This window comes from Acinetobacter sp. YH12069 (assembly GCF_013419675.1).
Classification (GTDB): domain Bacteria; phylum Pseudomonadota; class Gammaproteobacteria; order Pseudomonadales; family Moraxellaceae; genus Acinetobacter; species Acinetobacter amyesii.
The window spans coordinates 117,768-132,861 of record NZ_VOZS01000002.1; the positions used below are offsets into that span (position 1 = coordinate 117,768).

Below are 15,094 nucleotides of genomic sequence, written 5' to 3' on the forward strand. Positions count from 1 at the left end.
CACTCGGAATTCAAATCCCTACTGCACTCTCCAGACGAATTTCAGCATAAAAAAAGATCGCTTAAGCGATCTTTTCAAATATTCAGCCACCAAAGCGATTAGCTTTGTGTCGACTTTTTATAAATACTGCAAGAAGGATGATGATTTTCCTGTAAACGCGCCACTTTACGATGTTCCGCAGCTTCGAAGCGACAACGTTTCCAGTCATTATCTAGATTTAATGCCGGAATTTGTTTTGGTTTACCTTGATCATCAACAGCGACCATTGTGAAATAGCAACTATTGGTATGACGCACTGTACGTTTTTGAATGTTCTGCGCTTCAACACGAATACCAATTTCCATAGAAGTACGACCTACATGGTTCACACTTGCAAGGAAAGTCACTAACTCACCCACGTGAATTGGTTCTTTAAAATTTACTTTATCGACTGATAGTGTCACCACGTAGCTACCAGAATAGCGACTTGCACAAGCATACGCGACTTGGTCTAACAATTTTAGAATCGTTCCACCATGCACATTACCCGAAAAATTCGCCATGTCAGGAGTCATTAAAACTGACATCGATAATTCTGACTGGTCGTCTAGTGCATTCGCAATTTGATCTAATGGGGACATCTTGTTTCTCTAGACTCGTGATATAACAATGATTAATGTGATTATTATATAGATTTTAATCAAAATTAAATGTTCAAATCGGCAAAAAAACCATCATTATTATTTATAGTGATCATACCATCATTCAGTAAAATATATATTGATAACGATATACACCCGATAAACAAGTAGTTATCGCGCTATCTATCAATTTTTTTTAATCCAAGCTATGCTGTGTTTTATATTTAAAACATATTCATTAAAACGCGTTGTTCATCGATTCAACATAGCACGGCATTAAACTTAATCTTCTAAGACTTTTAACATCTCGAAAGATACGTTGTCATAGCTGGTTTTTTGTCCACCATCATTGGTACTTTCTAGCGTGTAAGAGTTATCTACATGTACATGAGTGACAATAAATACGCTCTCTTCCATCATCGCAAGCTTTACTTTTTGTCCTACATCAAGCGTTTTCATCTACAGCCACCTTTAAAATATTTATTGGTTTTAAGTATTAATAACCTGATGATATTCTAAACACTTCAACAGTATTGGTAAACGTAAACACATGAATAAAAACGCTAATATAGGTATATACTCTTAAAATCTACGTAAAACCAATTAATATGATTTTCTTAATTAATTTCAAATAATTAACTGTATATTTTCTTATTATTACGATTTTTTATATTTGGCAAATCTTTTGATTAAGACCTAAAACCAATCAACATCCAATATATTAATGATTACTAGATACTATTGAGCATGGGAAGAGCTGAGAGCAAAAATTAAAATGCTTAGCTGAAATAAAAATGCACCCTGCTAGGTGAACAGGATGCATGTCAATTTACGGATCGTACCAACCTAGTCTTTGGCTGCTAAATAAGGAATATGATGTCCCTTGCTATATTGATGTTCAGCATAAACCCGAGAAATCTCTCCAAGTTTTTCTAAGGTTGCCTCTTCACCTGCAAGCATCGTCGCTTCACGCCCTTTCACATCAAATATATGTGCTTTTTCACGTAAATCAGGTTGAATCACAATGTCTGCTCGCTTGAGTTCTTCTTGAGCTAAACGATTTTGCATAATATTGATATTTTGGTTAAACAAGCCCCAAACATTAGACGTTTCGGTATGAATAGGTCGTGCCAAAATATCTACTGCAATAATAATATCTGCCCCTAAATCGCGTGCAACATCCACAGGAACAGGGCTGACCAATCCGCCATCAACATATTCTGTGTCTTCAATAATCGTGGGAATGAACATACTTGGAATCGACACCGAAGCACGAACAGCCTGCCCCGTATTGCCATAGTTGAACACGACTTTTTTGCCATCCTTTAACTCGGTTGCCACCACATACATTGGGGTTTTTAGCAACTCTAAAGGCACGTCATCAACTTGCTCATTGATATAATCTTCAACTTTTTTACCGTCAAAAAAGCCTTTTTTGTCCAAGCGTATTTCTCGAACATCATTGGCTTTCATATTTAAGGCGATATCTCTTAACTCATTGGCACTTTTACCTGATGCATAGATTGAACCCACAATGCTACCCGCACTGGTTCCAACAATGAAATCTGGGTGTATTCCCTGCTGTTCAAGTATCTGAATGGCGCCAATGTGTGCATAACCACGTGCCCCACCACTCCCTAAAACCAAAGCAACAATCGGACGCTTTTCCTGCTTTTTCACTTTTTTAAAGTCAATGCGGTTATTCGCCACCTGTGCAGGTGCTGCTGTATAAGTCCGAATTTGTGCGGTTGTTTCAGCGCTGACCGTTTTTGAGCCCACACTTTGACAACCTACAAGGCTGATTGCGAATGCAGTCATCAAAACAGTTATGCTTTTCATTGAGAGATATTCCAAATGCAACTCGAGATTTGAAGAGAAAAAGTAGTCTAATCAGTCCGCATTCACGTCACTGTTATTATTCGTTAATGCCTCTGACCGATGCACATTATATTGAAATACAGACTAGGAAGTCATTGGCTGTCAAAGTTTCAATGTCTTGCAGAATTTCCATATCAGGATTTTAGACTTTATCTAGAAAAAAAAGCCCCAATAACGGAGCTTTTTTTAAGTTAATTTTTGGCTTTACCAAATATCGGAATTAACGCGATCCTTATACTTTGGATGTTCATCCATTTTAAACACTGGCTCTTTTACACCACGTTTTAACTGTGAGGTGTAGTCTTTCATCAACATCAATAAGAATGGAGTCAGCAATAAAATCGCAAAAAGGTTAATACTCGCCATCACGCCCATGAAGAGGTCTGCTAAGTTCCAAATCAGGGGCACACTCATGATTGAACCACAGTACACCATCATGAGGACGAATACGCGGAATATAAACATCACTTTAGGATTGTTATTGATAAACTGTACATTACCTTCAGCATAAGCATAGTTACCGATTACTGAAGAATAAGCGAATAAGAACAAGATAATGGCAAGGAAGTCATCTCCCCAAGCACCAATCTGACTCTCAAGCGCCATTTGCGTCAAAGCAACGCCTTCAAAGCCTGCATTTTCATACAAACCGGACGCCAAAATAATGATGGCCGTACAGGTACACACCACAAATGTATCGACAAATACACCGAGCATCTGAACCAGGCCTTGATTGACTGGGTGTTTAACATCTGATGCTGCTGCGGCATTGGGTGCAGAACCCATACCCGCTTCATTCGAGAATAAACCACGTTTAATTCCCTGCATCATTGCCATAGAAACCATGGCACCGAAAAAACCACCTGCCGCAGCATCAAATTCAAAGGCTTTACTGAAAATTAACTGAAAAATATCTGGGAGCATCGCAAAGTTAGCAAATGCAACATAGAAAGCAACTGCGAGATAAAGCAACGCCATAAAGGGTACAAATCTTTCTGCAACTTTGGCGATTCGTTTAATCCCGCCAAAAATAATCAGCGCAGTAATGAACACCAAGAACAAGCCCACCCAAGAGATTTCGAAACCGAAACCACCTAAGTCTAAAATGATATTGGCTTTATCCCAGCCCCACGCATGTGAGGTCGCACCTGTAATCGCATTGGCTTGCACCGCATTAAAGACAAAACCGTAAGTTGAAATCAGCGCGATGGCAAAAACCACACCCAACCACTTTTGCTTCAAGCCTTGCGTGATGTAGTACGCTGGACCACCACGAAATTGCTGATTTTGCGTATCACGCACTTTGAAGAGCTGTGCAAGTGAAGATTCCACAAATGCTGAACTCATGCCTAAAAAAGCGGTAAACCACATCCAAAACACTGCACCTGGCCCACCAATTGCAATCGCAATTGCAACACCTGCGACATTACCTACGCCGACACGACTGGCCAGTCCCGTCACAAAGGCTTGGAATGGTGTAATCCCATGTTCATCATCGCCTTCTTTACGGCTAGATTTCATCACTTTAATACTATGAAAAAATAGACGAATCTGAACTGCGCCAGTGATTAAGGTATAGAAAATACCAACCGCCACTAAGAATACGACTAAGAAATCCCAAAGCGGATCATTAAAAACTTTGACCCAGCCCATGAGAGTTGCATTTAATTGTTCATCCATAATCAATACCTAAAATGCGAATACAAAAACAAAGGCTCTAAATTAGAGCCTTTGTAGAATTAAGCGAAAAATTTGAGAATTAATTGAATAACCGTCGCATTAATTAAGTCAACAAAGAATGCACCACATAGCGGCACAATTAAGAATGCCTTATGTGAAGGGCCATACATATTTGTAATCGCTTGCATATTTGCCACTGCGGTAGGTGTTGCCCCCATACCAAAACCACAATGACCCGCCGCTAAAACCGCAGCATCATAGTTTTTACCCATGACACGGAAAGTCACAAAAGCAGCATACAAAGCCATCGTCAGCGTTTGTGCACCCAAAATGACTACAAGTGGGCCAGCGAGATCGGATAATTGCCATAACTTTAATGACAACAATGCCATCGCCAAATACAAAGATAGAGATGCATTACCAAATACATCGATAGCGCGGTCGAAAATTTGTACACGGAAAATACCTTCCAGTACATTTCGTAAAATTACGCCGCCAGCCAGTGCCCAAACAAATGTCGGTAATTCAAATACAGTACCTTTACTAAAACCTGTCATGAAGTCCGCAAATGCTAAACACCCTGCAAATAAACCTAATGTGGTAATTGCATTATCTGCTGTAATAAGACGAACTCGATGCGGATATTCAAACGGTACATATTCTGTTGAATTAATATCTGCTAAAGGCGTGTTATCACTTTTTTCAATTTGTTCATGACTACGGGGCGTTGCAAGTTGATAGCGGTTGATTAATAGCTTCGCCAGTGGACCACCGATAATACCGCCAATAATCAAACCAAATGTCGCACTTGCCATACCTAAAGCTAATGCACCTTGTATACCGTGTTCAACTTCAAGAATTTCACCCCATGCACCAGCTGTACCATGACCACCTGTCAACGTAATTGAACCTGCAATCAAACCAATCAGTGGATCAATATCCAATAAAGTGGCAAGACTGATGCCAACGACATCCTGCACAACAATGAAAGAAGCAACGGCTACCAGAAAAATAACAAGACCAATTCCACCTTCTTTCAATTTGGCAAAGTTTGCACTCAAACCAATAGAAGCAAAGAAAATCAGCATGAAACTCGTTTGTAATTCACTACTCGTTGTAATGCTATAGCCCCAAAGACTGTGCACTACTAAAGAAATAATCGCTGCAACTAAACCACCGGCAACAGGCTCTGGAATGTTATATCGGCCTAAAAAACCAATACGATTAACAAGAAACCGTCCCAACAAAAGCACAATTACCGCTGCGATTAAGGTATAAAACGCATTAAAACTAAATTCCATATAATTTGTCCAAAATTATTTGAATATTTTTAAAGCTCTTCTATCAGCATTAGCTGCCTTTATGGTCTGAAATACAACTACATTTTGTAATTTCAAATCAATAATGCAATTCAATGACTCAAGCTAAAGAGTTTGAAAAATATTCATCATCTGATTCAAATAAGTAAGTCTGAGCTTTAAAAATCAACTCAAAATGACTAACAAATCGCTAAAAGTTTTAAACTGAGAAACAGCCTCAAATGAAGCAAATTTAATGACAGAACATTGTGTATGTCTGTACTGTTTCGCACTATTTCTGAAAAGTCGCACATTATGCAGCCTGAAAAATAAAATTTCAGTACTTTTTATTACAAAAAGTTAATTTTTCTATAATTTAAAGTTATATCTAATTGTTTTTATTTAAATGCATTCGCATTTTTTATCTATATAAAATATTAAAGATTTGAACATGATGCTCATGTAGGACGTGGTTCAACGACTGCTTTAACCAGTACAACATCATGACACAGGCGATTTAGTGAATCCATCTACTTAGTGCTGTGGGTTCATTTGCGTTGAAACATCCACCTTTTAAACAAAAAAAGCCTGAACTGAGTCAGGCTTTTTTGATCGATTCTTTTCGATGATTTAGCTTAGAAGCTATATTTAGCCATTAAGCCAACGCGGTTATCGTTATAAGATTCACCCGCAAAGTTTTTACGTTTACCGTTCACATATTCCAAGCCAAGTTCAACTGGTTTTACAGGTGCGTAAATAAAGTTAATCCAAGCTTGCTGTGCTTCTTCGTTTGCATTTAAGTTAGATGCATCTTTCGCATACGCGCTGCCATCATCCGCAAATAATGCACCATAAGCTAAAGTTGAACGCAACTTTTCATTAAACTTATAGGTTGCACCGATTTGTACTGCGGTAAATTTATTCTGCTCAATATCCCCATTAGCATCAACAACATATGCGGTATTTGAGCCATATAAATAGTTGCTGTTGCCTTCTGTATACGAAACATCACCATTCAATTTCAATTGATCAGTCACTGCATAAGATGCACCCGCTGCTACACCCCAAGCTGTTTCAGTATCATCCGCAGCTTTAGATTTGTAGTTTTCAACCAATGCACGAGCTGAAGCTGTACCTTTACCTGCTGCAAAACCTTGAGTCACTTTGGCAGTTAAGTTTGGAAGGCGATATGTCGGATCTGCAGCAACAGTCCCTTTACTATCCCCTTCTTCCGCAGAAACAAATAATTGAGTATCTGGAGCTAATTTGTAGTTATAACGAACTTGAGGAATACGTGTAGTACCACCACCCAAGTTTGTATTGAAATCAATCATTTCTGGTGCATGGCTAGATAAGAAGTTAGATGTCGTTTGACCAAATAACCAGTTGTTAAAGGTTAAATAACCGTGACGTAAGCGAAGTCCATCATTTGAACCACTTGCATCTGCAAAGTCGACTTCAATTTTACCGCCCACTTTATTATCACCACCGACAGGTGCTGTAAAATCTAAACCAAAACGTGTGGTTTTTGCAGTTGCGCGAAGTTTATCTCGTGCTTCTTCTTTAGACGTATGTACGTTGTTGAAGTCGTTATCCGCACCTTCAATAATATAGTTTGCATCACCACGAACAAAACCGTAAAGGCTTACATCTGCACCTGTTTTAGATTTTAAGCTTGCAGCTGGAGTAGCTGGTGGCGGTGGTGGTGCAACAGGACGCGCTTTAACTTGCTGAATCTCTGTTTGTTGCTGTTGTTGAACTTGCTGCTGCGCTTTAATTAAACTTTTCAGTTCTGCAACTTCTGCACGTAATTGTTCAATTTCAGAAGTATTGCTGCCTGCATGAGTCATTGAGACCGTTGCCAAACTCATGGCAACAACAAGGGTTTTCATTGGGTGGAATACAGTTTGAGTTTTCATCCTAAGCTCTCTATTGTCCTGTCATTGTTGTATGCCCTAACTCTGGGCGCTTTGTTATTCGCCTATTTGAGCGGACAAATTTCAAGCTGCCTATCTGTGCTTTAGTCGCATTAAAGCCCCAACTTGCAGCTCCCAAGAACGAAATACTTGAAAGCAAAAAGCAAAAACGCTGAATCCATCACTGAAAATAGACTGAAATATTTAGTTAAAATTCAGACTTAGCCGATACAGATGGCAAAAAAGCTCATTACTCATACCTTAAAGGTAAATATCCATACCCTATAGGTATGTCATAAAAATGATAAAATCCGACATATTACCGATAGAGACATTCACAATGTATTGATTCAGCATAAAGTACTGTGTTTGATGCAAATAATACTTATTTATCAGTTGCTCTATTTCATTCGAGTGGGACAACAGCGATCCACTGTTTCACTTTTTATTTTCAAGTGGATGATTGTTTAGATATAAGTTTCGAGAAAATAGAAACTGACCTCACAATGGGAAAATAGCACAATCATTCATAGTTATGGATGATGAACATTTATAATGAATGACGCGTATGCTTAATACACGTACATTGATGACTGACGTTTAAACAAAAGCAGCTAAACGTCTTCACCCTCATTCAGTTCACCCCATGGCTGAAGCTTTTAAACTACGCATGGTGAACATTGCAATAACCACAAACAGCAACATAATCAGGGCCATATTAATCAGCGCAGACCATACTAAAAAGTTCAAAAACACTCCAGCCATTAGACCACAGGCAAATTGCATACTTCCCATAATGGCACTGGCTGTGCCAGCTCGTGAGCCTTGTTCAGACATCGCCAATGCCATGGCATTTGGCCCAGTGAAGCCGATTGAAGCAACACATAAGAACATGCCCAACATTACAACAACGATAGATGAAAGATAAAATAGCCCCGCCGCCAATAAGATCAGCACACCACACAATTGAAGTGCATTACCCAATTGCAAACGATGGCGAACATCCAGTCGATTTGCAAGTTTCTTGTTGAGGGTCGAAAACACCATAATCCCTAAAGCATTCGCACCAAATACATAAGCAAATTGCTGTTGGCTCAGACCATAACCATCCATTAAAATGGCAGATGAGCCACTGATATAACAAAATAAAATTGCGCCAGAAAAACAGCCTGTGAGCATCGGTTTACGGAAAGTTTCGTCCTGTAAAATCGCACCATATAAACCTAAGACTTGTTTCAAACTTAATTTTAAGCGTCGCTCAACAGGCAGGGTTTCTTGAAAGAAAAAATGTACGCAGAAAAGACAAAAAATACCGACAAGTACCAATACCGCAAATATGTATTGCCATTCAAACACCTGCAATACCCATGCGCCTAAAGTAGGTGCAATGATCGGTGCAATTGTTGTCACGATCATCATACTGGCAAAGGCTTGAGCAGAAGCTTGCATACTTAAGCGATCACGAATTGCTGCACGGGCAATCACCACACCAACACAGCCACCCAAGGCTTGCAAAACGCGAGCCGCGATCAAGCTCCATTCACTTTTGGCAAAGACACACAGAAAACTGGCACAAATATATAAAACCAAACCGAAATATAGCGGTGTTTTACGCCCAATGCGGTCGCTGACCGGCCCGTAAATTAACTGTCCAATCGCCAAACCCAAGAAATACGCTGGAAGACTATTGGCCACTTGTTGCGTTGTCACACCAAAATCGTCGGCCATTTGAGGTAAAGCCGGCAAATACATGTCGATTGAAAGTGGACCTAAAGCAGTCAGCAACGCCAACAAGACGATCCAGCGTTGAGAAAATTCCTTTTGTGATTCGACGCTTTTCATAAGAATAATTCATTTATCGCAAGCAAGTTTTGCAGACAAGTTTACACTGCACATAGTATTATTTCTTGGCTTCAATGTGAAAATTCACACGATACACATTGCTTACTGTCCCATCGCTTTAGCAAAGGAAAAATTTTGAACGCCTGGCTCGCACGACTGAAACAAGCAACCTATAACACGACCTTTATGTATAACTTGCGCATGGTCATTGCCTTCGCAGGAACAGCCTTTGTCCCATATTTTTTAGATCAGCAATTGATGACCATTCCCCTCACCTTGGGGGTGGTTGCCGCGGGTCTAAGTGATATCGATGACCGCTTTTCAGTCCGCGTGCTCAATCAAATTTATACCTATATCGGATTCTTTATTACTGCGGTATCCATTTATCTGTTATTCCCGCATCCGATTTTATTTGCATTAGGCCTAATTGTGTCTTGTATCGGTTGGATTCTTTTGGGTTCATTGGGTCGTCGCTACGCCACCATTTCTTATGGCTGTTTGGTGATCTCCGTGTATTCCATGCTTGGGGTCGAACTTTTTGAAAATTGGTATACACAAGCAGGTTTATTGGTCATCGGTGCGATGTGGTACGGACTGCTTTCGACTTTGAGCTTTCTACTATTTCCAGTGCGTCAAGTTCAGGACAAATTGGCGCAAAGCTATTCGTCCCTTGGTGACTTCTTATTTGCAAAATCTAACTTGTTCGATGTCGATATGACGCCGGAAAGTTATCAGCAAAGTTTGATTGAGCTATCGCTAGAAAATGGCAAATTAATTGGCATTTTCAACGATATGAAAACAGCCTTATTAACGCGTTTAAAAGGCGACCGTGGACAAAAAGATACGCGTCGTAGCCTGCAATATTATTTTGTCGCGCAAGACATTCATGAACGTGCCGATTCCGCGCATATTGATTATCAAAAATTGACCCGTATTTTTGAACATAGTGATATTTTATTTCGCTTTCAACGTGTGCTTTCAATTCAAGGAAAAGCCTGTAAAGATTTGAGTATCAGTATCTTACAGCGAAAGCCATATCATCATAATCAACGTTTTAAACATGCGTTCCATAATCTAAAACTGTCACTCGAAAAGCTGCGTGAGGAGCAAAAATACGATGAAGTTTGGATCAATTCTTTATTTGCTTTGTACCAGAACCTAAAAGGCATAGATGCGCAATTACGTAACGTCGAAACCGAGCGTTATATTGACCAACAAGCCCTGATTGAAAATCGTTTAAAAGATGATGATTTAAAAGGTTGGGACGACATCGTCATTCGATTCAAACAACATTTGAGCCCTGAATCGGTACTGTTCCGTCATGCTGTGCGTTTATCGACCGTGTTATTTATTGGTTATATTTTTGTTCAAGTCACCAATATCAGTTATGGCTATTGGATTTTATTGACTGCCCTGTTTGTCAGCCAGCCGAACTTTAACGCCACCAAGCGCCGCCTCTATTTACGTATCATTGGCACCTTGGTCGGGATTATTTTAGGTTATGCAATTTTATATTTTGTCCCTTCTGTCGAAGGTCAGTTATTACTGCTCATTTTAAGTGGCGTGCTGTTTTTTGAATTACGTAGTAAGCAATATGCACAAGCCACTGCATTTATTACCATTTTGGCGCTGATCAACTTTAACTTAGATGGTATGGGTTTTGCCGCAGCAATGCCGCGTATGATTGACACGCTCATTGGTTGTGCCTTGGCATGGTTTGGTGTGAGTTTCATTTTCCCAGATTGGAAGTTCCGTCGCCTGCCTCGAACCATCAGCCGTTCGATTCAAGCGCAGTGTGATTATTTGGCCGAGGTGGTCGAACAATACAAATCTGGCCGTAATAACGGGTTGAATTATCGTGTAGTACGACGTGCAGCTCATAATACCGATGCAGAAGTAGCATCACTGATTTCCACTTTAGCCACCGAACCCGATACCGATCCGACTCAAAAAGCTTTGGCCTTTGAGTTTTTGTGCCTCAATCACACCTTTATTAGTTATATCGCGGCCTTAGGTGCGCATCGTGAAAAAATTCAAGACCAACAGGTCTTAAATTTACTGGATAAAGCCACGGATGACATTCAAGGTGCATTGCTGCGTGACGAAGTTCCAGACTTATCTGCGCAAAATATGTTGCAAGAAATCCGTCAGCGATTGTCACAAAATAGTGAGGAAGATCAAAAATCCTTGATCGTGCTACAGCAGCTTTCTTTGATGTTTAACGTGTTGAACCAATTTAGCCAATTGAAACAAAATCTAAGTCATGAGCATGATCAGGCATCGACTGAACTGGCTTCGCTATAATTTGGATGATTTTGGAACAATATACTCACTGAATTGGTATAAATAATGCTAAACTTTTTACAGTTTTAAATCTGTTACTTTCACTATGACCGCAAAAAATTTATATGCCTACACGCTAGAGCCAGTGGCTTATGAAATTTCTGAAGAAGAACAACGTTATGCTCAACTTGTTCTGTCTCGCAGTAACTTCAAAATTGGCAAAAAAGCATGGCTAATTATGGGTGCAATTCTTGCACTGGCACTCTTGGGCCTCATCTTTATTAAGAACTATTCAACAGTATTTTGCTGGGTAGCTATTGTCTGTGTTGTGATTTACTTCCTTGTGCGTAAATTCGGTATCGAGTGGTATGCGAAACGCAAACTGAACGAAGTCCCTGTACAAGAAATTAAAGGCATTCGTATGGGTGTTCAGCCGCATGGGATCTCTATGCAGCAACGTATGGGCGCAAACATGGGTACGATGACTGTCGGTTGGAAAGACATTCATGAATGGTATGACACCAAAGACTTCATCCTTTTAAACTTTAAAGTGAAGGGTCAAGACGGTGCATACATCTTGCCTAAACGTATGGATAGTAAGAAGTTTCCATTTTCAACCATTCGTAAGCACTTAAATGAAACTGTAGGCCCTGCTAAAGCTATTTAAGCCAAACAGACATTTGTGTATAAAAAACCTCCGTTTTTTGGAGGTTTTTTTATCTGTTTAATTTTCAAATGATCATTGATAATTACAATAATGAGAATGAATATTACTTACTTTTTCCACATTCTCTACTACATCATCGTTTATAATTCGTCGCAATTCAGCAACCTTTTATCAATATTAAATCCATCATGTTTAAGAAAACCCTTTTCCAGATTCACTGGTTCTTGGGGATTAGTGCCGGCTTAATACTCTCGCTCATGGGGGTTACAGGTGCCATTTATTCCTATGAACAGCAAATACTTAAAGCAATCAATCAGGACAGCTATGTGGTTCAGGCTCAACAGCAGCCCAAACTAACCCCTGCTGAGCTTTATCAGCACTTTAGTCAGTCTGATCCTGACATGAAAATTAACAGCATCTCTATTGCCTCAGATGCTACCGCCTCAAGTACCGTGAATATTGTCAAAGAAGGTGCTCGTCGTGGCTATAACATGATGGTTAACCCCTATACAGCCGAAGTTTTACCTGAAATCAAAGGTCAAAAATTCTTCCAGTTTGTACAGCAACTACACCGTAATTTAACCGTTGGCCCTGTTGGTAAACAAATTACCGGCGCATGTACACTGATGCTGATTTATTTTGTATTGAGTGGTTTATATCTGCGCTGGCCAAAAAGACATTCTGTAAAACAATGGCTTGCAGTTAAACCAAAGCTCAAAGGACGTAATTTCCTATGGGATTTACATGCAGTCGTCGGCACATGGGTGATTATTTTCTATCTCATTTTGGCATGTACAGGTTTGTATTGGTCTTATGATTGGTGGCGTAATGGCATGTTTAAAGTCATGGGCATTGAACGTCCACAGCCCCAGTTACAAGAAGGTCCAAAACCGAATGGACAACCTGCTGAACAGGCGGGTGCAAAGCAAGGTGGTGAAAAACAAGCCACTGAGGCAGAACAAACTCATGGTGAACACCAAGCACGTTCTGAAAGAAACCCTGCAACGTCGAGTCCCTCTGAACACGGCGCTCAAGAAAATAAACATGGTGCTGAAGGTCGCGGAGAAAAACGTGGTCTAAAACCAGAACAAGTGAATATTGCCCTTACGCAAAGTTGGAATCGCTTTAATCAAAATATTGGTCGTGAATACTCAAGTGTCACTTTTAATATTCCGAAAAAAGCCAATGGTGAATTAGAAATTAACTTTGTGGATGCCGTCCCTCAACATGAGCGTGCTCGCAACAAAGCGACTTATAACTACCAAACGTCTGCTCTCACCGATATCGAGTTATACGAAGATAAAAAGTTAAATGAAAAAATCATGACCAGCATGTTACCTGTGCATCGTGGTAGTTTCTTCGGACCGATTTATCAGTTCTTTGCGGTTATTGCATCCCTCATGATGCCGCTGTTCTTTGTCACAGGATGGATGCTCTATCTCAAACGTCGTAAACAGAAAAAACTGACACAGCAAGCCCGTCAAAGCTTAGCACCAGTTACCATCGACCCAAATGCACAGCCTTGGTTAATTTGCTATGCATCACAAACAGGTCAGTCTGAACAATTGGCATGGCGTACAGCAACAAGCTTACAAGAGGCTCATCAGCCTGTAACAGTGAAACCTGTTCAGCAACTTTCAGCAGATGACTTAACTCAAGCCTCTCAGGTTTTATTTGTTGCAAGTACTTATGGCACTGGCGAAGCACCTGACCTCGCTTCAAGCTTTGAACGTAAACTGATGACACAACGCCTCAATTTGAGTCATGTTCAGTTTGCCGTATTAGCTTTAGGTTCTGAAGAATATCCGGATACTTTCTGTAGCTTTGGTCATGCGATTCATCGTTGGATGCAAAATAATGCTGCAAAGCCCCTGTTTGACACGATTGAAGTCAATAATGGCGATACCCAAGCCATTCAAGCATGGAATAGCGCTTTAGCCAAAGCGACTAAACTTGAACTTCAGCACATGCAAATTGAAAAAACTTTTGATGCATGGACATTGAGCAAACGTGATCTACTCAACCCGAATAGTTTAGGTGCACCTGCATTTAATATTGAGTTAAAACCGCAACATGAAGCCAACTGGCAAGCGGGTGATATTGCAGAGATTCAGCCGGGTAATAGTGCTGAACGTATTGCAAACTTCATGCAAAAGTATCAGATTCAAAGTCAGCAAGTGGTTGATTCTACTCAGCAACGCATTGAAGATGCATTATGGGATCGTAACCTAAATACGGATGTTGAACCATTTGCCAACCTTGATCACTTGCTCGAACAGCTTCCACCGCTTCCAACTCGTGAATACTCCATTGCCAGTATTCCAAGTCAGCAAGTATTACGCTTAGTGGTGCGTCAGCAATCCAATGCCGATGGTGAACTTGGCTTAGGCTCAGGTTGGTTAACACAACATGCAGCGATCAATAGCACACTACAACTGCGGATTCGTACCAACGAATCATTCCATCTAATCGCAGATAATCGTCCTGTGATTTGTATTGGTAACGGTACAGGTATTGCTGGTTTACTCAGTCTTTTACATGCACGCGTTCGTCAAGACTATACGCAAAACTGGCTGATTTTTGGTGAGCGTCAACGCGCACATGATTTCTTCTATCAAGACATCATTGAAGCATGGCAAAACACAGGCTTAGTTCAACGCATAGACCTCACCTTCTCTCGTGATCAAGCGGAGAAACGCTATGTGCATCATGAGCTACGTGACCATGCGACCTTACTAAAATCATGGTTAGAACAAGGTGCCGTGATCTACGTTTGCGGTAGTATCAACGGTATGGCAACGGACGTTGACCACGCACTGATTGATATATTAGGTGAAGACGTTGTTGCTGAACTGCGTCAAGCTGGGCGTTACCGTCGTGATGTTTACTAATAAGATGTTTACTCATAAA

General features: G+C 40.3%; 10 protein-coding genes. 3 read left to right on the forward strand and 7 right to left on the reverse strand.

The features are described from left to right. Positions 1–98 precede the first annotated feature (98 nt). From FTU16_RS00735 to FTU16_RS00765, 7 genes are all read right to left on the reverse strand, one after another. Entirely contained in the window at positions 99–620 is a 522-nt protein-coding gene (locus FTU16_RS00735; RefSeq protein ID WP_078191431.1) for an acyl-CoA thioesterase, read from the reverse strand. Positions 621–902: 282 nt separating this feature from the next. Next, on the reverse strand, positions 903–1,079 hold the full coding sequence (locus FTU16_RS00740) for a hypothetical protein (RefSeq protein ID WP_171262670.1): 177 nt from the start codon (positions 1,077–1,079) through the stop codon (positions 903–905). A gap of 387 nt (positions 1,080–1,466) precedes the next feature. Beyond that, positions 1,467–2,459 (reverse strand): patatin-like phospholipase family protein, encoded by a 993-nt coding sequence (locus tag FTU16_RS00745; RefSeq protein ID WP_180025825.1) that lies wholly within the window; start codon positions 2,457–2,459, stop codon positions 1,467–1,469. A 243-nt stretch (positions 2,460–2,702) separates the two neighbouring features. Beyond that, positions 2,703–4,178, reverse strand: a complete 1,476-nt coding sequence (locus tag FTU16_RS00750; RefSeq protein ID WP_180162486.1) for a sodium:alanine symporter family protein — start codon at positions 4,176–4,178, stop codon at positions 2,703–2,705. 59 nt (positions 4,179–4,237) lie between these two features. Beyond that, positions 4,238–5,479, reverse strand: coding sequence for a sodium/glutamate symporter (gltS, locus tag FTU16_RS00755; RefSeq protein WP_180162487.1), 1,242 nt, complete (start codon positions 5,477–5,479; stop codon positions 4,238–4,240). A gap of 632 nt (positions 5,480–6,111) precedes the next feature. Further along, positions 6,112–7,395 carry a DcaP family trimeric outer membrane transporter gene (locus FTU16_RS00760; protein ID WP_180162488.1) on the reverse strand — a complete coding sequence of 428 codons (1,284 nt, stop codon included), beginning with the start codon at positions 7,393–7,395 and terminating at the stop codon, positions 6,112–6,114. A gap of 636 nt (positions 7,396–8,031) precedes the next feature. Beyond that, a complete protein-coding gene (locus FTU16_RS00765; protein WP_180162489.1) occupies positions 8,032–9,234 on the reverse strand; it encodes a multidrug effflux MFS transporter in 1,203 nt (400 codons plus the stop codon). Positions 9,235–9,369: 135 nt separating this feature from the next. Between FTU16_RS00765 and yccS the strand changes: the two genes are divergently transcribed. The 3 genes from yccS (at position 9,370) to FTU16_RS00780 (ending at position 15,075) form a co-directional block, all read left to right on the forward strand. Continuing rightward, entirely contained in the window at positions 9,370–11,538 is a 2,169-nt protein-coding gene (yccS, locus tag FTU16_RS00770; RefSeq protein WP_180162490.1) for a YccS family putative transporter, read from the forward strand. A gap of 85 nt (positions 11,539–11,623) precedes the next feature. Beyond that, complete coding sequence (locus tag FTU16_RS00775) at positions 11,624–12,184, forward strand: YcxB family protein (RefSeq protein ID WP_078191438.1); 561 nt, start codon at positions 11,624–11,626, stop codon at positions 12,182–12,184. 188 nt (positions 12,185–12,372) lie between these two features. Further along, entirely contained in the window at positions 12,373–15,075 is a 2,703-nt protein-coding gene (locus tag FTU16_RS00780) for a sulfite reductase flavoprotein subunit alpha (RefSeq protein WP_180162491.1), read from the forward strand. Positions 15,076–15,094 lie beyond the last annotated feature (19 nt).

Coding starts and splice junctions, on each gene's coding strand:
- FTU16_RS00735 (WP_078191431.1), bottom strand. CDS start 620: ATGTCCCCATTAGATCAAATTGCGAATGCACTAGACGACCAGTCAGAA.
- FTU16_RS00740 (WP_171262670.1), bottom strand. CDS start 1,079: ATGAAAACGCTTGATGTAGGACAAAAAGTAAAGCTTGCGATGATGGAA.
- FTU16_RS00745 (WP_180025825.1), bottom strand. CDS start 2,459: ATGAAAAGCATAACTGTTTTGATGACTGCATTCGCAATCAGCCTTGTA.
- FTU16_RS00750 (WP_180162486.1), bottom strand. CDS start 4,178: ATGGATGAACAATTAAATGCAACTCTCATGGGCTGGGTCAAAGTTTTT.
- gltS (WP_180162487.1), bottom strand. CDS start 5,479: ATGGAATTTAGTTTTAATGCGTTTTATACCTTAATCGCAGCGGTAATT.
- FTU16_RS00760 (WP_180162488.1), bottom strand. CDS start 7,395: ATGAAAACTCAAACTGTATTCCACCCAATGAAAACCCTTGTTGTTGCC.
- FTU16_RS00765 (WP_180162489.1), bottom strand. CDS start 9,234: ATGAAAAGCGTCGAATCACAAAAGGAATTTTCTCAACGCTGGATCGTC.
- FTU16_RS00775 (WP_078191438.1), top strand. CDS start 11,624: ATGACCGCAAAAAATTTATATGCCTACACGCTAGAGCCAGTGGCTTAT.
- FTU16_RS00780 (WP_180162491.1), top strand. CDS start 12,373: ATGTTTAAGAAAACCCTTTTCCAGATTCACTGGTTCTTGGGGATTAGT.